This window comes from Pseudomonas sp. CNPSo 3701, from assembly GCF_028674975.1.
Classification (GTDB): domain Bacteria; phylum Pseudomonadota; class Gammaproteobacteria; order Pseudomonadales; family Pseudomonadaceae; genus Aquipseudomonas; species Aquipseudomonas straminea.
Window position 1 is genome coordinate 885,919 of record NZ_JAQZSI010000004.1, and the last position, 20,475, is coordinate 906,393.

Annotated in this window: 21 protein-coding genes; 12 read left to right on the forward strand and 9 right to left on the reverse strand. The window is 63.0% G+C overall.

The genetic code is table 11. The features are described from left to right. The first annotated feature begins 239 nt into the window (after positions 1–239). Entirely contained in the window at positions 240–944 is a 705-nt protein-coding gene (locus tag PVA39_RS23510) for a methyl-accepting chemotaxis protein (RefSeq protein WP_443200975.1), read from the forward strand. Here the strand turns inward: PVA39_RS23510 and PVA39_RS16430 are convergent, their stop codons facing one another. Next, the gene (locus PVA39_RS16430; protein ID WP_274124948.1) at positions 945–1,874 is read right to left on the reverse strand and encodes a LysR family transcriptional regulator; all 930 of its coding nucleotides are present in this window, start codon (positions 1,872–1,874) and stop codon (positions 945–947) included. A 457-nt stretch (positions 1,875–2,331) separates the two neighbouring features. Between PVA39_RS16430 and PVA39_RS16435 the strand changes: the two genes are divergently transcribed. From PVA39_RS16435 to PVA39_RS16450, 4 genes are all read left to right on the forward strand, one after another. Next, positions 2,332–3,852, forward strand: coding sequence for an amino acid ABC transporter permease/ATP-binding protein (locus PVA39_RS16435; protein WP_274124949.1), 1,521 nt, complete (start codon positions 2,332–2,334; stop codon positions 3,850–3,852). Between the two features lie 30 nt (positions 3,853–3,882). Beyond that, positions 3,883–4,743 carry a phytanoyl-CoA dioxygenase family protein gene (locus PVA39_RS16440; RefSeq protein WP_274124950.1) on the forward strand — a complete coding sequence of 287 codons (861 nt, stop codon included), beginning with the start codon at positions 3,883–3,885 and terminating at the stop codon, positions 4,741–4,743. A 76-nt stretch (positions 4,744–4,819) separates the two neighbouring features. Continuing rightward, the gene (locus PVA39_RS16445) at positions 4,820–5,608 is read left to right on the forward strand and encodes an ABC transporter substrate-binding protein (protein ID WP_443200976.1); all 789 of its coding nucleotides are present in this window, start codon (positions 4,820–4,822) and stop codon (positions 5,606–5,608) included. Between the two features lie 52 nt (positions 5,609–5,660). Continuing rightward, positions 5,661–6,392 carry a class II aldolase and adducin N-terminal domain-containing protein gene (locus PVA39_RS16450; protein ID WP_274124952.1) on the forward strand — a complete coding sequence of 244 codons (732 nt, stop codon included), beginning with the start codon at positions 5,661–5,663 and terminating at the stop codon, positions 6,390–6,392. Here the strand turns inward: PVA39_RS16450 and sbcD are convergent. Then, a complete protein-coding gene (gene sbcD / locus PVA39_RS16455) occupies positions 6,378–7,601 on the reverse strand; it encodes an exonuclease subunit SbcD (protein WP_274124953.1) in 1,224 nt (407 codons plus the stop codon). The genes PVA39_RS16450 and sbcD overlap by 15 nt on opposite strands. 236 nt (positions 7,602–7,837) lie before the next feature. Between sbcD and PVA39_RS16460 the strand changes: the two genes are divergently transcribed. From PVA39_RS16460 to PVA39_RS16470, 3 genes are read left to right on the forward strand one after another with little or no spacing between them, the layout of a single operon-like run. Beyond that, the gene (locus tag PVA39_RS16460; protein WP_274124954.1) at positions 7,838–8,629 is read left to right on the forward strand and encodes a methyltransferase domain-containing protein; all 792 of its coding nucleotides are present in this window, start codon (positions 7,838–7,840) and stop codon (positions 8,627–8,629) included. A gap of 3 nt (positions 8,630–8,632) precedes the next feature. Beyond that, positions 8,633–9,982 carry an APC family permease gene (locus PVA39_RS16465; protein WP_274124955.1) on the forward strand — a complete coding sequence of 450 codons (1,350 nt, stop codon included), beginning with the start codon at positions 8,633–8,635 and terminating at the stop codon, positions 9,980–9,982. Positions 9,983–10,034: 52 nt separating this feature from the next. Continuing rightward, the gene (locus PVA39_RS16470) at positions 10,035–10,721 is read left to right on the forward strand and encodes an HAD family hydrolase (RefSeq protein ID WP_274124956.1); all 687 of its coding nucleotides are present in this window, start codon (positions 10,035–10,037) and stop codon (positions 10,719–10,721) included. A 9-nt stretch (positions 10,722–10,730) separates the two neighbouring features. On the opposite strand, the gene PVA39_RS16475 is transcribed toward PVA39_RS16470, so the two are convergent. The 6 genes from PVA39_RS16475 to PVA39_RS16500 form a co-directional block, all read right to left on the reverse strand. Beyond that, positions 10,731–10,949 (reverse strand): DUF6434 domain-containing protein, encoded by a 219-nt coding sequence (locus tag PVA39_RS16475; RefSeq protein ID WP_274124957.1) that lies wholly within the window; start codon positions 10,947–10,949, stop codon positions 10,731–10,733. A gap of 29 nt (positions 10,950–10,978) precedes the next feature. Then, positions 10,979–12,163, reverse strand: a complete 1,185-nt coding sequence (gene chrA, locus PVA39_RS16480) for a chromate efflux transporter (protein ID WP_274124958.1) — start codon at positions 12,161–12,163, stop codon at positions 10,979–10,981. 104 nt (positions 12,164–12,267) lie between these two features. Beyond that, complete coding sequence (locus PVA39_RS16485) at positions 12,268–12,636, reverse strand: hypothetical protein (RefSeq protein WP_274124959.1); 369 nt, start codon at positions 12,634–12,636, stop codon at positions 12,268–12,270. A 13-nt stretch (positions 12,637–12,649) separates the two neighbouring features. Next, entirely contained in the window at positions 12,650–13,291 is a 642-nt protein-coding gene (locus tag PVA39_RS16490; RefSeq protein WP_093506187.1) for a dual specificity protein phosphatase family protein, read from the reverse strand. Further along, a complete protein-coding gene (locus PVA39_RS16495) occupies positions 13,288–14,028 on the reverse strand; it encodes a phosphatase PAP2 family protein (protein WP_274124960.1) in 741 nt (246 codons plus the stop codon). Before PVA39_RS16495 ends, PVA39_RS16490 begins: the two co-directional genes overlap by 4 nt. 20 nt (positions 14,029–14,048) lie before the next feature. After that, positions 14,049–16,004 (reverse strand): LTA synthase family protein, encoded by a 1,956-nt coding sequence (locus tag PVA39_RS16500; RefSeq protein WP_274124961.1) that lies wholly within the window; start codon positions 16,002–16,004, stop codon positions 14,049–14,051. A gap of 105 nt (positions 16,005–16,109) precedes the next feature. Here PVA39_RS16500 and PVA39_RS16505 point away from each other — a divergent pair, with 105 nt between their 5' ends. From PVA39_RS16505 to PVA39_RS16520, 4 genes are all read left to right on the forward strand, one after another. Next, positions 16,110–16,793 (forward strand): response regulator transcription factor, encoded by a 684-nt coding sequence (locus PVA39_RS16505; protein WP_147176681.1) that lies wholly within the window; start codon positions 16,110–16,112, stop codon positions 16,791–16,793. After that, positions 16,783–18,054, forward strand: coding sequence for a sensor histidine kinase (locus PVA39_RS16510; protein ID WP_274124962.1), 1,272 nt, complete (start codon positions 16,783–16,785; stop codon positions 18,052–18,054). The genes PVA39_RS16505 and PVA39_RS16510 overlap by 11 nt, the downstream gene beginning before the upstream one ends. Before the next feature lie 79 nt (positions 18,055–18,133). Next, positions 18,134–18,811 carry a class I SAM-dependent methyltransferase gene (locus PVA39_RS16515; RefSeq protein ID WP_274124963.1) on the forward strand — a complete coding sequence of 226 codons (678 nt, stop codon included), beginning with the start codon at positions 18,134–18,136 and terminating at the stop codon, positions 18,809–18,811. Continuing rightward, positions 18,811–19,503: a lipopolysaccharide kinase InaA family protein gene (locus tag PVA39_RS16520; protein WP_274124964.1), complete on the forward strand. Its 693-nt coding sequence runs from the start codon at positions 18,811–18,813 to the stop codon at positions 19,501–19,503. The genes PVA39_RS16515 and PVA39_RS16520 overlap by 1 nt, the downstream gene beginning before the upstream one ends. On the opposite strand, the gene PVA39_RS16525 is transcribed toward PVA39_RS16520, so the two are convergent. Further along, positions 19,500–20,024: a DinB family protein gene (locus PVA39_RS16525; RefSeq protein WP_274124965.1), complete on the reverse strand. Its 525-nt coding sequence runs from the start codon at positions 20,022–20,024 to the stop codon at positions 19,500–19,502. The genes PVA39_RS16520 and PVA39_RS16525 overlap by 4 nt on opposite strands. Between the last annotated feature and the right edge of the window lie 451 nt (positions 20,025–20,475).

The following is a 20,475-nucleotide window of genomic DNA, read 5'->3' on the forward strand; positions in this document are numbered from 1 at the left end:
TCCAGCGCCTGGCTGGCGGCGCCCTCGATCAGCACATCGAAACCCGCTACCCGAACAGCGTGATGGGCGCGGTCAAGGACATGAGCGCGCGCCTGAACGACACCATCAGCCAGGTGCGTCACGCGGCAAACGAGCTGAACCTCTCCGCCGACCAGCTGCGCGCCACCTCGGCCAGCAACAATCGCCAGTTGCAGGCGCAATCCGAAGAGGCCGAGCAGATGGCCGCCGCCATCAACCAGATGGCGGCAACGGTCAACGAAGTGGCCGGTTACGCCGGCACCGCCGCCTCGGCGACCCGTAACGCCGACGGTGAAGTGGAAACCGGCAGCCGCCTGGTGACCCAGGGCGGCGAGGCGATTCATGAACTGGCCAAGGTACTCGACTCGGCTGCCGAGCAGGTCGAGCAACTGGCTCGCGACAGCAGCAATATCGAAACCATCATCGCGGTGATCACCTCCATCGCCGACCAGACCAACCTGCTCGCCCTCAACGCCGCCATCGAAGCGGCCCGCGCCGGCGAACATGGCCGAGGCTTTGCCGTGGTGGCCGATGAAGTCCGCTCGCTGGCCAGCCGCACGCAGACCTCGACCCGGGAAATCAGCGGCATGATCGAACAATTGCAGGCCGGTGCCAGCGGCGCCGCGCAGATCATGCAGACCAGCAGCCAGATGGCCCGCAAGACGGTCGAACAGACCACCGAGACCGAACAGGCGCTGGGCCGCATTCGCCAGGAAGTCGGCGCTATCAAGGACATGAACGCGCAGATCGCCAGCGCCGCTCAGCAGCAGAGCCTGGTGGCCGAAGACGTCAACCAGAACATCAGCCGCATTCACGCCAGCACTGTGGAAACCACCGCCGGCTCCACCCAGGTATCTGCAGCGAGCGAGGAACTCTCGGCCCTGGCGCGCCGGCTGCTCGAGCGGGTGAGTTTCTTCAGGGCCTGATCAGGCCGACGCGGCGAGCGGGGTAACCGCGGCCAGCTCGACGGTGCGGCAGTAGTCCATGAACAGGCGCGTCGCGCGGGTGGGCTGGTTGTTGCGCAAATAGGCCATGATCAACGCCGAATCCGGCATGTCGTCGAGGATGTCCAGCTGCACCAATTGCTGGCCGTCATAGGTCACGCTGGTACGCGGGCGGGTGACCAGCACCGAAAAGCCCAAGCCCTGCCCCACCATGCAGCGCACCATCTCGATCGATGGCGAGCTGTAGGCGATGGTTGGCGAGAGCCCGGCCTGGGTGAAGATATCCACGAAGTAGCTTTTGCTCGGCACCGCGTCGAGCAGAATCATGGGTTCGCGGGCGAGCTGGGCCAGGGTGACGAACGGCTGCCGGGCCAGGTGATGATCGGCGGGCAGCAGCGCGTATGGCTTGTGCGGCGCGTTCAACGCCTCCTTGACGATGGTGCTTTCCAGCTCCAGGTCGTAAAGAAAGGCCAGATCGAAACGACCGCGGTGCAAGCCGTGCATCAACTCGTGCTGTTCGCCGTCGTGCAGCTGTATCGAAACGCCCGGGCACAGCCGCTTGAAACCAGCCACCAGGCGCGGCATGTAGAGCGGCGCGGCGGACTCGAAGCAGCCAATCGAAATCGTGCCGGCAACCAGCTCGTCCTCTTCCCTGGAATCCTGTTCGAGTTCGTTGGAAAGCCTCAGTAATTCCTTGGCTCGTTCGTAGACCCGCCGACCGTTGGCCGAGATGGAAACCCCCTGAGCATGGTGACGAACCAGCAGTTGCTGGTTGAACACGTCTTCGAGGCCCTTGATGGCCACGGAGATGGACGGCTGCGAGATGTGCAACTGCCGAGAAGCCTCCGCGATGCTCTGCGACTCGACGACGCACACGAAATATTTCAGCTGTTTGAGGGTGAAGTGGGCCATGTCGATCTCGCTTCTGCCGGATTGCCGCCCAAGCGAATTTGCGAGAAGCGTGCCACGGGTGTTTATCGAAGCGGCAACAGCTCGCCAAAGACCTGACAACAAGCTGCTTAGGCTGACCTTAATCACTTGGGGTATTCACCGATATACACAGCCAACCCTCGCAGCAATTTCGCACCATAAAAGATCATTGATTAAATAACTGCGCCCCACTCGCACCAAAACAAAACATAACTTCAATCCTGGTTCGCGTATTTCGCCAACCAGATCGCGTCGTATCCACGACTTCGCCGAGTTGTCACATCCATTGCATAGTCATCGCCTAAGCAAGGTGCAGGAATTTACTAATTGCTTACCGTGCAAAACGTCACTCATGATGAATTCACAGTCACACCGGCGGCCCATACAACAATCAAAGGCCGACGCCACGCAACCCAACTTGCCGTGCGAATCGATAACCATGACCTTTGATTGGAAATACATGCTGAGTCTGCTCAGCAACATTGATTTCTGGCTGGCGGCAGTCGTTGTGGTAAAGCTCAGCGTGCTGACCTGGTTGATCAGTATTGCACTGGGTTTCCTGCTGGCCCTGGCCAAACAATCGAGCCGCCCGGGGCTGCAACTTCCTGCCAGCGGTTATATCTGGTTCTTTCGCAGTTTGCCGTTATTGGTGCTGCTGATATTCGTCTACAACTTGCCACAGATATTTCCTGCGACGTCAGTGGTGCTGGGTGATCCGTTCTATGCGGGCCTGATTGCCCTGGTCATCTGCGAGACGGCCTATATCGCGGAAATCCATCGTGGCGGGCTGATTTCCATCAACAAGGGCCAGGCAGAAGCAGCGCGGGCTCTGGGCCTGAGCTTCACCGGCACTCAGTGGCGCGTGGTCATCCCCCAGGCCCTACGCGTAGCGCTGCCGACGCTGGCCAATGAATTCATCTCCATCGTTAAACTCAGTTCGCTGGTTTCGGTAATTTCCCTCACCGAAATTCTCATGGTGGGGCAACGCCTGTACTCCCAGAATTTTCTGGTTCTGGAAACCATGGCGGCAGTGGCCTTTTATTATGTATTGATCGTCACGGTATTCGACTGTCTGCTCAAACAACTGGAGCGTTATCTGGATGTCAGCAAAAGAAAAACCGTTGCTGCACCGAATGTGGAATCCCTCGATCTCGATATAATGCCAACTTCACCGCGCAGCGTGGAAACAACGCCGTGGCAAGGCCCGGCATTGCAAGCCAGCAAACTGCACAAGGCCTATAACGATATTGAAGTGCTGGGCTCTGTCGACTTGCAGATAAACCCCGGCGAAGTCGTTTCGATTATCGGCCCGTCCGGTTCGGGTAAAACCACCTTGATTCGTTTGCTCAATGGCCTGGAAAAACTGGATAACGGCGAAATCAAGATCAATGGCCAGCCGTTCATCCACTTGCAACGCCAGGGCGCACAAAAGCCGGTCTTCGTGGAGCATGCCAAACATCGCCTCGATATCGGCATGGTCTTTCAGAGTTTCAATCTGTTCCCGCACTTGAGTGTCATGGGCAACTTGCTGCTGGCCCCGCGTTATCACGCCCTGGCACCGCTGCCCGAGTTGAAACAACAGGCTTACCAGTTGTTACGCAAAGTCGGTTTACTGGAGCACGCCTTCAAATACCCACATCAACTTTCCGGCGGTCAGCAACAACGTGTGGCCATTGCCCGCGCGATGATGATGCGGCCCAAGATCATGCTCTTTGACGAACCGACGTCAGCACTCGACCCGGAAAAGGTCGGCGAAGTGCTGCAGGTCATCGAGGCCCTCGCCAGCGAAGGCATCACCATGATCATCGTCACCCACGAAATGAACTTCGCCCTCAAGGTATCGGACCGCATCGTGTTCATGGAGAAAGGCCGCGTGGTGTGTGACGACACCCCGCAAGCACTGCGCAGCGGCCAGCACCCTCGGGTCGAAGCCTTCCTTAAAGACGTTGCATTGACTTAACCACAACCGGTTATCGCCGAGGTAAACAAGATGATCGAGCAATGGCAAATCGACCAGTTTCATGAAACCGGCTTTCTGGTCGTCGAAAACGTGGTATCGCCCGAAGACGTGGCGGCGTTGCAGCAGGATTTCGACACCTGGGTGGAGGAAAGCCGCCGCCACACCCAGGCCTGGGGCCAGACCCAGGATGGTCGCCCGCGTTTCGACATCGAGAACGACCACAGCAGCGACCACCCGTCCCTGCGCCGCGTGGTATCGCCGACCGAAATTTCCCCGGCCTTCAAGCAGGTCGCTCTCCAGTCACCGATGGCGCAGATCGCCGCGCAGCTGATCGGCGGTAACGGTGCACGCTTCCATCACGGCAAGATCAACTCGAAATTGCCGCACACCGCCACCCAGGTGAAATGGCACCAGGACTTCCTGTTCACGCCGCACAGCAACGATGACCTGGTAACCGCTCTGCTGATGGTCAGCGAGGTCACCCCAGAGAACGGTCCGCTCAACGTGATTGCCGGCAGCCACAAGGGCCCGCTTTGGTCGCACTGGCACGACGGGCGCTTCACCGGCGCCGTGGCCGACGAGGTGGTCGAGCAGCACTGCCAGCAACCGGCGGCCTGCTACGGCCCATCCGGTTCGGTGTGCTTCATGCACACGCGCCTGCTGCATGCCTCCAGCCCCAATGAAACCGAGCAGCCCAGAACGCTGTTCATCAGCGTGTATGCCGCCGAAGACGCCCTGCCCTTCGGCGAGAACCCACTGCCCAGCGAACACGCCGGGATCATGGTCGCCGGCCACGAAAGCGGCCTGGTTCGCAGCACCGCCAACCAAATCCGCCTGCCGGTCAAACCCAAGGGCGCATCGTTCTTCGTCCAGCAAGCGGGCAAGGATTGAGAAGGCATCTGAATACCACTAACGGAGAATCGTCATGCAAGCGCTACCCTCGTTCACTCGCTTCACCCTTGGTGCCATGACCGTCTGCCTGGCGCTGACCTCGTTCAGCGCATCGGCTTTCCAGCAGCCCGACACCATCGTCGCCGGCTCGGACATGACGTTCTTTCCCTACGAGTACATGGACAACAACAAGCCAGCGGGCTTCGACATCGAGTTTCTCGACGGCCTTGCCAAGGAAATGGGCCGCCGCGCGGTGAATGTCGACACGCGCTTCCCGAACCTGATCACCGGCCTGCAGGGCGGCAAGTTCGATATCACCAACTCGTCGATGTACATCACCGCCGAGCGCCTGAAAGTCATCGACATGATCCCCTATCTGAAGAGCGGCCAGGCCATCCTGGCGCTCAAGGGCAGCGACTACCAACCCCAGCGCCCCGAGGACTTCTGTGGCCACAAGATAGGCTCCATGGGCGGTACGTCCTGGCTGCAGGACCTGAACAAGCTATCGGCCGAATACTGCGTCAAGAACGGCAAGCAGCCGATCAAGATCAGCGAATACGGCACCGACCCGCAAACCACCCAGGCACTGCTCTCGCGCGCCGTGGAGGCGCAGATCACCGATGCGGCCGTGGCCCGTGGCGTGATCGACAAGCTCGGCAACCGGGTGGTGGTCTCGTCGCCGGAGCTGATCTACCCGGTACTCAACGGCTTTGGCGTCAAGAAGGGCAATGACGAAGTGAAGAACGCCATGATCAAGGCGCTCGACAGCTACAGCAAGACGCCCGAATACGCTGCGCTGCTGAAGAAATACAACTTCGAGGCGCCGAGCGAAGAAGACATCGCCAAGATGATGCCCAAGCCCTGACCCTCACCCCGCGCCGGCCTCACCGCCGGCGCTCGCTGCTGGAAGAATCACGATGGCCTACACCCATGAAGAGCAGATCCGTATCGATCTGGCTGCCACCTTTCGCATCATCGCGCACCTGGGCATGCACGAGGCGGTGGCCAACCACTTCAGTGCCGCCGTCTCGCAGGACGGCAAGCAGTTTCTGCTCAACCCCAAATGGATGCATTTCTCGCGCATCCGGGCGAGCGACCTGTTGCTGCTGGATGCAGATGACCCGCAGGTGATGGAGCGCAGTGACGTGGACGCGACCGCCTGGTGCATTCACGGCCAGTTGCATCAGCGCCTGCCAGACGCGCGGGTGGCGCTGCACCTGCACCCTATCTACACCACCAGCGTGGCGTGCCTTAAGAATCCGGGCATCCCACCGATCGACCAGAACACCGCTCGCTACTTCAACCGCCTGGCGGTGGACGAACTCTATGGCGGCATGGCGGACAGCATGGAGGAAGGAGCACGGCTAGCCGACCTGCTGCAAGGCAAGAGCCGGCTGCTGATGGGCAACCACGGCGTACTGGTGACGGCGCCGACGGTAGGCGAAGCCTTTGACGACATCTGGACGCTGGAGCGCTCCTGCCAGATCCTGGTCACGGCGCTGTCAACGGGCCAGCCGCTGAACGTGCTATCGGACGAGGTGGCTGAGAAAACCGCCCGCGCCTGGGAGGGCATCACCGATTTCTCCAGACAGCACTTCGAGGAAATGAAGCTGCTGATGATCAGACAGGATCCTTCACTGCTCGACTGAATCCTCGCGCAGCTCAGCCAGCACCTGGCTGTAGAGCCCACGCAGGCGCTGGGCCTGCTCGGGCTCCAGGGTTTCGCTGGCCAAGCGCTGGTCGAACACCTGCTCCGGCGTCAGTTCGTCGAGCATGCCCTGCTCGCCCTGCAGGCTGGCGACCGCCGTGCCCCGTGCGCGGCGGATGCGAAGCACCTCCACGGGCAGGCCTTCGCACAACGCGGCGATGCGTACTTGCAGGTCGCTCAGGTAATCGTCCATTTCGACCTGCACTTCCAGCCACACCGGGCGCTCGCCGCTACCCTCGCGCGCCGCCTCGGCCAGCGCCGCCGGCAGCGTTTTCAGCGAACCGCGCACCGACTGCAGGGCCTGGAAGCGCGGCACCGGCAAGGCGCGCACCTCGCGCAAGCCACTGGCATCCAGGTCGACCAATAGCACTTCCTTCTGCTGGCGGGCTTCGTCGAAGCTCAGCGGGATCGGCGAGCCGCTATAGCGGATGTGCTCCAGGCCGCCGACCTTCTGTGGCCGATGGATATGCCCCAGGGCGATGTAGTCGACGGCTGGGAAGGAGGAGGTCGGAAAGGCTTCCAGCGCGCCGACGTAGATCTCGCGCACCGACTCGCTGGCGCTGGCGCCCACGGTGGTCAGGTGCCCAGTGGCGATGATCGGCAGCGCCGCACCGATTTCGCTGCGGCGCGCCAGGGCCAGCTCGTACAGCGCCTGATAATGGGCGTGAATGGCTTGCTGCAGCGACAGTTGCTTTTCCGCTGCGCTCTGCCCCGCTTCGCTGCGTAGCACATCGCGCGGGCGGATGAACGGGATGGCGCAGAGCAGCGCCGCCGGCGCGCGATCGGCGCCATCGAGCACCAGCAGTTGTTCGTGCAGGTGGGCGCCAACGCCGGGAATGACCCGAGTGCCGAGTTGCGCCAGCAAGGTGCGGCTCTCGCCGAGCATGGCCACCGAATCATGATTACCGCCGAGCACCACCAGCTGGCAGCCGGTTTCGCGTAACGCTACCACGAAGTGGTTGTACTGCTCGCGGGCGTAGCTGGGCGGCGAGCCGGTATCGAAGATATCCCCGGCGACCAGCACCACCTGCACCTCATGGGCGCGCACCTGCTCGATCAGCCAGGTACAGAACGCCTGATGTTCGGCCTGGCGCGTCTTGCCCATGAAATGCTGGCCCAGGTGCCAGTCGGAGGTGTGCAGAAGGCGCATGTGCAGCGAAATCCAATGGCTGAAAAATGCGGCCACCATGCCTTTTCGACGCGATCAAGGCAATGGCCTCACATGAGGTAACACACCCGGCAGACGCCAGGGCACGGGGCCTACGGGCTGATTTCCCGGCAAATCACCGCAAGGCCCGGCTGCACAGGTCGAACCCTGGCGCAAAGGCCTCAGTCGGAAAATCGTTCCCCCCTTCCCTTGCCGACTTCGCTGAGAGGTATCCGCCGATGACCACCGCAGCCGTTCGCCCCTTGTCCCTGTGCGCCTCCGCGCTGGCCTTGTTCGGCCTTCTGCAATCCGCCGCCCAGGCCCAGACCATCGCCCTCGACGTGCCCTATGTGCCGACACCGGAACCGGTGGTGGCGCGCATGCTGGAAATGGCCGATGTCGGCCCCGACGACTACGTGGTGGACCTGGGCTCCGGCGACGGACGCATCGCCATCTCGGCGGTCAAGGACCGTGGTGCCAAGGCCGCCTACGGTATCGACCTCAACCCGCAGCGCATCGAGGAAGCCGAGGCCAACGCCCAGCAGGCCGGTGTCGCCGACAAGGTGGTGTTCGAGCAGGGCGACCTGTTCAAGAAGGACATAGCCGACGCCGACGTGCTGACCATGTACCTGCTGAACACCGTGAACATGCGCCTGCGCCCGGTCATCCTCGACACCCTGGAGCCCGGCACCCGCGTGGTGTCCCACGCCTTCAGCATGGAGGACTGGGAGCCCGATCGCAGCGATATCGTCGAAGGTGCGCGCATCTACCTGTGGATCGTGCCAGCCAAGATCGCCGGCAGTTGGCATATCGAAACCGAGGGCGAGCGTTTCACCGTCGACCTCGAGCAGCGCTTCCAGGAAATCAGCGGCATCACCCAGCATCAGGAACGCCTGCGCGGACGCCTGAACGGCACCGAGCTGCGCTTCGAAGTCGACGGCAAGCTGTACGTCGGCCAGGTCGAGGGTGATCGCATCGAACCGATTTCCGCCGAAGGCGCGATGACCGGTTGGAGCGCACGACGGAGCTGAGTCATGAGCGCACACGCAGCGGCACGACAATCCGGGCTGTCGGTGATCGACGGCGTCGCCATGCTGGTCGGCGTGGTGATCGGCGTCGGCATCTTCGGTTTTCCGCCCTTGGTGGCTCAGCATGCCGACAACGCCTTCCTGTACATCGGTCTGTGGCTGGCCGGCGGCCTGGTGATGCTGATCGGCGCGCTGTGTTATGCCGAACTGGGCGCCGGCTACCCGGATCGCGGTGGTGAATACCATTACCTGCACCTGGCCTGGGGCCGGCAGATCAGCCTGCTGTTCGCCTGGGCCAGGGGCACGGTGATCCAGACCGGGGCGATCGCCGTGGTCGCCTTCATCTACGGCGATTACGCCCAGCGCCTGCTGCCGCTCGGTGAATACGGCAGCGCCTGGCACGCCACCCTCGTGGTGCTGGCGCTGACCGCCCTGAATATCCTCGGTACCCACGAGTCCAAGCGCCTGCAGGTGCTGTTCACCGGCATCACCCTGCTGGCGCTGATCACGGTGATCGTTGCCGGCCTGCTGCTGGCCGAACCGGTGGCAGACGTGGCGCCAGCCGCTGCCGATGCCGGCGGCAATCTGGCCGGTATGCTCGGTATGGGCATGGTGTTCGTGCTGCTGACCTACGGCGGCTGGAACGAAGCCGCGTACCTGTCCGGCGAATTGCGCAACCCAGGCCGCAACATGAGCCGCGTGCTGCTGATCGGCACCCTGGTGGTGACCGGCGTCTACCTGCTGGCCAACCTGGTGTTCCTCAACATCTTCAGCCTCGTTGGCCTGCGCCAGTCCAGCGCCATCGGCGCCGACCTGATGACCATCGTCGCCGGCCCCTGGGGCGGCGTGCTGCTCAGCGTGCTGATCTGCATCACCGCGATCAGCACCCTGAACGCCACCATCCTTACCGGCTCGCGGGTCTATTACGCCCTGGGCCGCGACGTGCCGCAGCTGTCGATGCTCGGCGCCTGGAACGACCGCGCCGCCACGCCGGTACGAGCGTTGCTGGTGCAATGCCTGATCACCCTGCCGCTGCTGCTGTTCGGCGCCCTGAGCGAAAACGGCGTGCAGAGCATGGTCGCCTACACCGCGCCGGTATTCTGGTTGTTCATGTGCCTGACCGCCCTGTCGCTGTTGCGCCTGCGTCGCCTGAACCCGGATCGCGCCCGACCGTTCAGCGTGCCGCTCTACCCGCTGCTGCCGCTGCTGTTCGCCGCCAGCTGCCTGGGGTTGTTCTGGTCGAGCACCCTGTATGCCGGGGCTGGCGCCCTGCTGGGCCTGGCGATTCTGGCCGCCGGGCTGCCCTTGTTGCTGCTGCAACGGCCGGCCGAGGCCGTGGCGAGCGGTTCGAACTGAACGGGTTTCTGTGTTACACAGGCCCTCCCCGCCTTACAGGAGACTGCCTGCCATGCCGCCGAAACCGCCCATCGAACTGCTGATCTGCGACTGCGACGGCGTACTGATCGACAGCGAGATCATCGCCGAGCACCACCTGCACTCAGCGCTGGCCGAGCACTACCCGGCCAATGAGCTGGAGGTGGTACTGGCCGGTACCTTCGGCCTGCAGACCGCCGACATCATCGCCCGCGCCGAAGCGCATTTCGGCAAGCCGCTGCCCGAGGGGTTTCTGGAAAAGAACCGCACCATCACCAAGGCGCTGATCCGCGAGCAGGTCAAGCCGATCCCCGGTGTGCGCGAAGCGCTGATGCAGATCGACCTGCCGCTCGCCGTGGCCTCCAACAGCCACGCCGACGCGGTGGCCTTCGCCCTGCAGCGCTGCGAGCTGGTCGAACGGGTCAACGTCGGCGCCTTCAGTGCCGACCAGGTAGAAAGACCAAAACCGGCACCGGATCTTTACCTGCTGGCCGCCGAACGCGCAGGCGTCGATGCGAGCCGTTGCCTGGTGGTCGAGGACAGCGCCACCGGCGCCACCGCGGCGCTGACCGCCGGCATGCAGGTGATCGGTTTTCTCGGCGCCAGCCACATTCCGCCCGAGCATGGGGAGACCCTGCGCCAACTGGGCGTGCACCACTTGATCGGACGTATGAGCGAGCTGCCGGCGCTGGTGGAGCGCTTGCGTCACGGCAGCGATTAAAGAACGGTCTCAGGCCTGAGCAGCGGGGTTACGTCGCTGCCACTCGTCCACCACATCGCCCATGGTTTGCGGCGTGCCGCTGCGAATCCAGGCCATGAACGGCCGATCGAAACGAAAGCTGGCGCCGCACTGCTCCGTCATGAAGCGCCGCACGTTCTGAGTGTTGCGGTAATTGCTGCCTACCGGGGTGTCGCGGGTGATGGTGCCGCCGTGCCAGTCGAATGCCACTTTGCTTTCCTTGCCGATGCAGTGGGCCGTCACAGTACAAGCCAGCCGATGAGTGCGCCAGTTACGACAACTAGCCAGGGCGGCAGCTTGCCGGCCATCAGCATCACCAGGGCCAGCAGCACCAGGACCAGATCCAGCAGACTGCCAACGGCGCTGGTGCCTACCGGCTGATAGAGCGTGGCCAGCAGCAGGCCGACCACCCCGGCATTCACCCCCGCCAGTGCCGCCTGCAAGTGTGCCCGGGTGCGCAGTCGCACCCAGAAGGGCAGCACGCCGACCAGCAGCAGAAATGACGGCGCGAAGATCGCCACCAAGCACAGCAGCCCGCCCAGCACACCGGCGATGGCCGTGCCGAGAAAGGCAGCGAAGGTGAACAGCGGCCCCGGCACCGCCTGGGTAGCGCCGTAACCAGCCAGGAACAGGTCGTTGCTCAACCAGCCATCCGGCACCAGCTCGGCCTGCAACAACGGCAGCATCACGTGGCCGCCGCCAAACACCAGGGCGCCGGTTCTGTAGAACACCTCGAACAGGCTGAGTAGCGGGCTGTCGGCAACATGTGCGAGCAGCGGCAAGCCAACCATCAGCAACGCGAAGAGCACCAGCCACAGCGCCCCGGCGCGGCGGCTGATGGCAACCGGCAGCGCCTCGGCCTGGGTTTGCGCTTTCGTGTCGAGCACCACAACGCCCACTAGCCCGGCACCGAGAATCGCCGCCAGTTGCCCGACTGCGCCCGGCACCAGTAGCGCGACGGCAGCGGCCCCCAGCATCAAGACGCGCCGTGGCGTATCCGGGCACAACGAGCGCGCCATGCCCCACACCGCCTGGGCGACGATGGCGGCGGCAACGATCTTCAGGCCATGCAGGGCGCCGGACGCCAGGGCATCGCCCTGCCCCGCCAGGCCCAGGGCAAAGGCCATCAGCAGCAATGCCGACGGCAGCGTGAAGCCAAGACACGCTGCCAGCGCGCCGCGGTAACCCGCTTGCGACAGGCCGATGGCCATGCCGACCTTGCTGCTGGCAGCCCCCGGCATGAACTGGGCGATGGCGATGAGCTCGGCATAGGCGGCCTCACTCAACCAGCGCCGACGGCTGACGAATTCCTGGCGAAAGTAGCCGAGATGGGCGACTGGCCCACCGAACGAGGTGAGCCCCAAACGCAGGAAGATCAGAAAGATCGACCAGGGCCGAGGGTCATCAGGTGGGGTAGCGGGCATGCAGGCTTCTCGACAGGACAGCTGAAAGCAGCGCCGGCACGCAGCCAGCGAGCGCACCAATGTGCCCTGTCGCCATGACTTTTTAAAGACGCTTCGGTATGCAGCTAGCTACCCTTCAGGGATCGGCTCATGGCCTTGGCCATGTCCTGGTCGATCTGATGCTTCCAGTCACGATCCCGATCACTGTCCGGCAGCAAGCGCCGTTCAATGGCGGCCGTGGCGCTGGCCTGGCACTGGCGAAAGCCATCGTCCCAGCCGGTGGCGTACTGCTTGTCGGCCAGGTACACCGGCACGTTCTTGCGAAATGCACCGAGCGCCTTGGCCGCGCTGTCGCCGCTGGTGCAACCATCGGCGTAGCCGGAGGCGAAGGCTGGCGGATATCCCTGGGCCAGCAGGTAGTCGCGGGTACTCTGGCACCCCCCCAGCAGCGGCACCAGCAGCACTGCCATAAGAACCGAAACTCTGCTGACCATGGTGATCACCTCGCTACTCGTTGAGCGCGTCGAGCAGCTTGTCGCGCAACGCGCAGTAGGCCCAGGGGCTGGTGCTGCAGGCGCCGCTGGCCAGGGCCTGACCGAAGCGCGTCAGATCGACCTCGCGCACATAGCGCTCGGCATCCTCGAAGCGTTCCTGGCCGCCGAAACCGCCACCGCGCATTTCGGCAATCGCCTGCTGTTTGCTCCAGCCCTGGTAGACGATGCGGTACATGGCAGCGATCAGTCCGGTGCGGTTCTGCCCGTGCTTGCAGTGGATCAGTACCGGGCCGCGCGCCTGCGCCTCGCGGATACTGCGCAGCGCCTGCAGTACGTCGGCATCGTCGACACGGTCGGCGTGCAATGGCTGCTGGATCAGGCGAATGTTCGGGTCGTTCAGCCACTCGGCATCGCTGCGCTGATAGAAGTTGATCACCGTGGCAATCTTCAGGCGCTGCAGCTCGCCCTGCTGACTCGCCTTGGGCAGCGCACTGCGATACAGGTCGGGCTGCATGCGATAGAGGTTGAAGCTCTTGTCCACAGGCGTCGCCCATTGCAGGTCCGCCGCCGGGCTTTGCATGGCGCTCCAGGCAGGTACGCCAGGCACACACAGGAAGACGGCGAGTAGCAGTGCACGCAGGTTCAGGGTCTTCATCCGTGTAGCTCCCTAGACAGGACCGGTGAGGGCAGCGCCGGCTGCGCCGCCTTGCGATAGAGCAGTACGCGGTAGCCCACCACGGCGATCAGCCAGTCGAGCAGCAACGTCCATAGGTTGTGGGAGAGAAAATGCGCGCCCTGCATCATCCGCCCCAGCGACAGCACGCAGCCCAGGGTCAGGGCAAAGCCCAGCGCCCAACGCGCCAGACGTGGTCGGCGGTCACGCAAGGCGAAGTACAGCGCCAACAGGGAAAAACCGGTGGAGGCATGGCCGCCCGGCCAGCAACGCCCGGGCTTGTCGGTAACCGGGCGCTCACCGATCAGCGGGCTGAACGCCTCGTGGCCGCCGAACTGGGTGAGGCTCCAGGGGCATTGCACGGCGGTCAGGGTCTTGAGCGGCGGCACGATGCTGGTCGACAGCCCCAGCGCCAACACCAGGTAGCCCAGCTCGCGGCGCCAGCTACGCAGGCGCACCGGCAACAGGCTGATGAGAAAGGCGGCGATGCACGCCACGCCCAGGCAGATGACCAGAATCTTGACCTGGTCGTGCAGCACGTTTTCCAACCAGGAACTGCGTCCACCGATAAACCCTGTGACAGGGTCATAGAGGATTTCGGCCAGGGCGAAGTCCAGCGGCTTGGGGTCGAGCACCAGCAGCAGAGCCATCAGGCCCAGCGGCAGCCCCAGCCACAGGCGAAAGTCGAAGAACCGCGACGAGTGGCGAGCGGATGTCATGGCGTACTCCCGAGCCGGCTTCATGGTTTCACCGCCACAGCGGCCGAATGATCGGGCTGCCAGCTCAGCAGGTCATGGGTAAAGCCGTGGCTGGCGCCCTGATAGTAGGCGATATCACGCGCCATCAGCGGGTCGGCCTTGGTGGTCGTCTGCTCGCGGCTGATGCCCAAGGCGTCGTCATGGCGGCGCATCGCCCGTTTGGGGCTGAGAATCGCCAGGTTCTGGCCATCGAACAGGCCCAGGTGCTGGTAGTTGCCGATCAGCGCACGACCGGGCGGCGCGTCGTCACGTAGCACGTTGTGGCCGAAGAAGGTCGAGGTGTAATCGAAGCCCAGCAGGCCCAGCAGGGTCGGCGCGATGTCGATCTGGCTGGTCAGCTTGCTGACCTCCGCAGGCTCGATGATGCCCGGCGCGTAGATGAACAACGGGATGTGGTAGTTGGCCACAGGCAGGTCTTCCTTACCGGCGCTGCCTGCGGTGTGGTCAGCGACGAACACGAACAGGGTATTGGCGAACCAGGGCTTGCTCTTCGCTTCGGCTAGGAAGCGGCCGATGGCGTAGTCGGTGTACTTCAGCGCACCGTCGCGCCCTTTGCCGGAGGGAATGTCGATGCGTCCTTCCGGATAGGTGTACGGGCGGTGGTTGGAGGTGGTCATCAGTTGCAGGAAGAACGGCTTGCCGGCGGCATGCTCGGTATCGGCGACGCGCAGGGTCTGCGCGTAGAGATCTTCGTCGCTCATGCCCCAGGCGTTCTGGAAGACCATCTCATCGCTGGGCACGCTGCTCTGGTCGACGATCCGGTAGCCGTTACCACCGAAGAAGGCGTTCATGTTGTCGAAGTAGCCGCGCCCGCCGTAGATGAACACGCTGTCGTAGCCCTTGGCGCGGAACTGCTGGCCAAGGCTGGCATAACCGGATTCGCGGCCGATACGCTTGACGATCGAGCGCCCGGGCGTTGGCGGCATCGACAGGGTGATGGCCTCCAGGCCGCGGTCGGTGCGAGTGCCGGTTGCGTACAGGTTGCTGAAGAACAGGCTCTGCTTGCTCAGTGCATCGAGATTCGGCGTCAGGCCACGGGGATCGCCGAAGGCGCCCAGGTAGCGCGCACTCAGGCTCTCGACGGTGACCAGCACCACGTTGTGGCGCTGCTCGGGGCCGGGGTTGTCGATCACCCGGCGGATGTCCTCGGGGTCATCGTTAACGAAGCGGGCGTTGCTTTCGGCCACTTCCTGGCGCAACAGCGAGCCAACCTTCTCGTCAGGCAGGGTGGCGTAGAACTTCATGTAGTCCAGCTCGTTGTTGCGAAAGGCCGCGAAGAACTGGAACGGGCCGTTGCTGGCCAGCTCGTTCTGGTAGGCGTTGCCGCCCAGGCCACGGGGCACATTCTGGTTGATCGCCAGGGTCGCCAGCAGCGCCACGGCCAGCAGCAGGCCCCAGGCGCCCAAGGCCTTCTTGCGCGGCATCAGCGGCGCATTCAGCGCCCGGCTCACCGGGTTCTTCAAGGCCACAGCCAGGAACACCGCCACCAGGGCGAGCGCGGCGATCAGCGGATACACCGGGTAGGACTCGAGAATGTTGTTGATCACCTCCTCGGAATACACCAGGTAATCCACGGCGATGAAGTTGAAGCGCACGCCGAATTCGTCCCAGAACAGCCATTCGGCGGTGGCGGTGAACAGCATCACGAACAGGCTGATGCCCAGCAGCAGGTGCAGGAACACGCCGTGGGCGCGACTGCGCCACAGCCGCTGCGGGCAGAGCAGCAGGTACAGCCCAAGGGGCAGCGCGGCATACAACAGGAAGGTCGCGTCATAGACCAATCCCACCGCAAAGATGCGCAGGATCTCCAGGGGGCCGGCGCTGGCGTCGCCCCAGTGGGCGACCAGCAGCGCGCCGCGGGTCAACAGGAAGATGCTTGTCCAGGCCAGCAGGACAATGGTGAGGTAACGTAGTTGGGCGTAGCGAAGCTGTGGCATCGTATGATCCTGGCTGGATGAACGAGCTCAGTCTCGCGATGGCCCCGTGAGGGCTTCGTCATGGCTTTGTGAAAAAAACGTCAATCCCCGTGAAGAGAACGTTGCATGCGCATTCTGGTGATCGAAGACAACCGCGACATCCTGGCCAATATCCTCGACTACCTGCAGCTCAAGGGGTACACGGCCGATTGCGCCCAGGACGGCTTGAGCGGCCTGCACCTGGCCACCCAGGGGCACTACGACCTGATCGTGCTGGACATCATGCTGCCCGGGCTGGACGGCTATCAGCTGTGCCGCCGCCTGCGTGAAGAGGCGCGCAGCAGCATCCCGATACTCATGCTCACCGCCCGCGATGCCCTGGAAGACCGTCTGCAAGGCCTGAGCGCCGGGGCCGACGACTACCTGATCAAGCCCTTCGCGCTGTCCGAGCTGGTGGCGCGTATCGAAGCCATTTTGCGCCGTTCCCAGGGCAATCGCCGGCGTTTACTGGAAGTCGCCGATTTAGCCTACGACCTGGATATGCTCAGCGTGACCCGTGCCGGCCACACCATCAAGCTCAATCCGCTGGGCATGAAGCTGTTGATGATCCTGATGCAGCGCTCCCCCGCCGTGGTGCGCCGCGAAGCGCTGGAAGAAGCCCTGTGGGGCGACGATTGCCCCGACAGTGACAGCCTGCGCAGCCATGTGCACCAGTTACGCCAGGCCATCGACAAACCCTTCGCCACCGCCCTGCTGCACACCGTGCATGGCGTGGGCTACCGGCTGGCGGCGATTCCCGATGCAAAGTAAGCAGCCGTTTCGCCGGCGTATTCTTATCGCCTTCGTGACCATGACCATCCTGGTCAGCGGGGTGTTTTCCCTGAGCATCGTGGCGATCGTGCACCTGATCGAGGAGCACCTGGTGTCCGAGGGGCTGTCCCTGGAACTGGATGTGGTGATGCAGCAGGACTTGCAAAGCGGCCAGCAACCCCGTCTGGATTCGCGAACCCGTTTCTTCGCCTCCACCTCTCCGCAGTATGCGATTCCCAAGCGCTACGCCCACAAGCCGGAGGGGTTCAGCGAAAGTTTCGAAGGCGACCAGGCTTACTACGTGTTCACCAGGCTGATCAGGGGGGACCGCTACGTGCTGGTGCAGGATCAGAGCGAGTTCGAACGGCGCGAACGGGTACTGTTCAACGTGGTGCTGGCAGGCTTTCTGCTGTCGGTACTGTGCGCACTGGTCTTGGGCTGGTTCATCTCGCAGCGGGTCATGCAGCCGGTCAGCCGCCTGGCCAACCAGGTACGCCACCGCGATCAGCTATTGCCGCTGGCACCGGCCATGGCGCCGGAATACGCAGACGACGAAGTAGGCCAGCTGGCAGCGGCCTTCGACAGCACCCTAGGCCGCCTGCGCCAGTCGCTGGAGCGCGAGCGGCTGTTCACCAGCGACGTCAGCCACGAGCTGCGCACGCCGCTGATGGTTATCGGCAGCTCCTGCGAATTGCTGCTGCAGGCCGACCTGCAACCCACACAGCGCAAGCAGGTCGAGCGCATCGAGCGCGCCAGCGCGGAGATGCAGGACCTGGTGCAGACCTTCCTGCAACTGGCCCGGGTGAAAGGTAATGAAAGCCTGTTCGCCGGCAGCGCTAGCCTGCAGCAGATTGCCGACGACCAGGTGGACACTTGGGCGCCGCTGATGGCCGAGAAAGGCCTGGATTTCAGCCTCGAGGTACAGGGACATCATGAGGGCATCTACAACCCCACGCTGCTGCGCACGGTAATGGCCAACCTGCTGCGTAATGCCTGGCACTACACCGAAAGCGGCTTCGTGAAACTGACCCTGCAGGCCGACGGCTTTCGCGTCGAGGACAGCGGCGTCGGCATCCCCGAACAGCAGCACGCGCAGATCTTCGACCCCTTCGTGCGCGGCGAACAGGCCCGCGGCGAGGGCCTGGGTCTGGGCCTTTCGCTGGTCAAGCGCATCTGCGCCCATCAGGGCTGGCAGATCACCGTGCGCAGCCTGCCAGTGGCCGGCAGTTGTTTTCAGGTGATACTGCAGCCGGCCAGCTGACATTTTTTTCACTTTTGTTTGACGAGTTCATCAGAACCGCCTGACTAGCATCGAGGCACTTCCCAAGAGGTGCCTCGTCATGTCCAAATCCCGTTCCATCGAACTGGCCTTCTCCGGCAAATACGACCTGCAACACGCCCAGAGCTACCTGCACAAGCACCAGGACGGCCTGGCCAGGCGGCTTTCGCACTGGCGCGACGTACAGGTCGGCCGCAGCGCCCTACGCCTGGCCGGCGAGCCCGATCTGGTGCTGGACCTGCCTTGCGGCGCGGGCCGCTTCTGGCCGCTGCTCGCCGAGCAACCGAACCGGGTGATCCTGGCCGCCGACAACTCGGCCGACATGCTCGCCACGGCGCTGGCCGCCCAACCACCCGAGGTGGTCGGCCGAGTGCAAACCTTCAAGACTTCCGCCTTCGATATCACCCTGGGCGACAACGCGGTGGACTGCGTGTTCTGCATTCGTCTGCTGCATCACTTCCAATCAACGGAACACCGTTTGGCGGCATTACGTGAATTTCACCGGGTGACTCGTGATACGGTGATCGTTTCGCTGTGGGTCGATGGCAACTACAAGGCCTGGCGGCGCAACCGCCTGGAGAAACGCCGCGGCGCGGGCGAGAACCGCTTCGTGGTGCGCCGCGAGCAGATCGAATCCGAGTTTCTCGAAGCGGGATTCCAGATTCTCGGCCATCGCGACTTTCTGCCCGGCTATGCCATGTGGCGCACCTATGTACTGCGCAAGCGCGAGGTGCAGTGATGGCCACGGTCGTCTTTCAGCATCCGGCAACTCGAACCAGCGCCTTCGAGCGCTGGTGGCAATGCCAGGGCACCTGGGTGGAACCACTCAACCAGCGCCGCGACGGGGAAAGTGGCGTGCAACGGCTGCTGCCCCGTAACCCTTCCCATCCGCTGCTCTACAGCAAACGCCAGATCGGGCACCTGTACCGCAGCCTGCGCTACCCCCTGGGCCGCCCGACCATCCTGCGCGAACTCAACGCCTACCAGGCATTCGCACGCCTGGGCATCAGGGTACCCAAACTGATTTACGGCTCGACTCGAAAGCATGAGGGCCAGTGGCAGGCGCTGTTGATCACCCAGGCGCTGACGGGGTTCGTCAGCCTGGAGCAGTGGTACCAGCAGCCGCAGGGCGCAGAACGTACCCGCTGCATGCTGGCGGAACTGGGCAACACCCTGGCCCGCCTGCACCAGGGCCGCTGGCAGCACGGCTGCTGCTACGCCAAGCATGTCTTCATCAGGATCGAAAACGATGAAACCGCTTCGCCCCGTACCGAAATCGCCCTGCTCGACCTGGAAAAAAGCCGCCGCCGCTGGCGCACCGCCGACGCCTCGCGCCATGACATGCGCCAGCTGAAGCGTCATTGCGGGACCATGCCCGATGAGGATTGGCAGTTGCTGATGTGGGCCTACAAGACAGCGCTCGATGACTAACCGGCGGGCGGGAAAGCGGCTCGGCCGGCAAGCTCTCGCCTGGCCGGCTGCGCCTCGTGCAGATAGCGCGTGAAGGTGTCCTTCGGCCGTTCAAGCCCATTAATCGCCAAGGTTCGCGACGCCATGCCGCGGTGGTTGCTGCCATGGGTCAACAGGTGCAGCAGCACCTCCTCGACAGACAACTGGCCGAGATCACCATCGGTGAAGCGAAAGGCGATAACCCGTTGCAGCTCTTCGGCTGTGGCGCGCTGGGCGAAGTCGACGAGCCAGGCATCGTTCTCGGTAATGCGCGCCCTGAGCTCGGCGAACGTTGGCGTCTCGCGGGTGTTGTCAGCGCCGTAATGCTCCGCGCCCCCGGACAAGCGGCTGATGAACAGGCTGTCGACCACCGTGGCGTGGTTGAGGATACGTACGAAGAACTCGGCATCGTTATCCGGCAGCTGATGCAGCTGGCGTTCGCCAAGGGCGAGCAGCTCTTCATTTGCCCATTTCTTGTATTGGAACGCGTCGGCGAACAGCATTTAGAAACTCCTGAACGGCGATAAATCAGGCAGAGCGCGGATACTTCAATTTTTAAAAACCAAGAACTGATATCTCACTGAAAAATCCGAAGCAACAATTACTCTAAGGATTCACTTCACAGATAAATTCTCGACACTCATCGCGGAAATTTTTTCGCAATCTTCATAATTACCCAACTCACTCCAAGCGAATATTTTTGAAAATTTTTCGCCCAATGCAACTGGTGCCGCGGCACAAGTTTCATACTGCATTTTTGTGCCGTTCACACACAAAGGCGACTGACCAGCATGCATCTACGCGCTTAGCCCCACTCTTACGCTCAACCAAGCAGGAAACACCACCGTCAATTGTTTCGCACCCAACGACGACTTCAGCTTGAAAGTTATCACATCCTTGAATCGTAGAAATGCAAAGCAGAGCAATTAGCCTTAGTCGAAATGACATAAACAC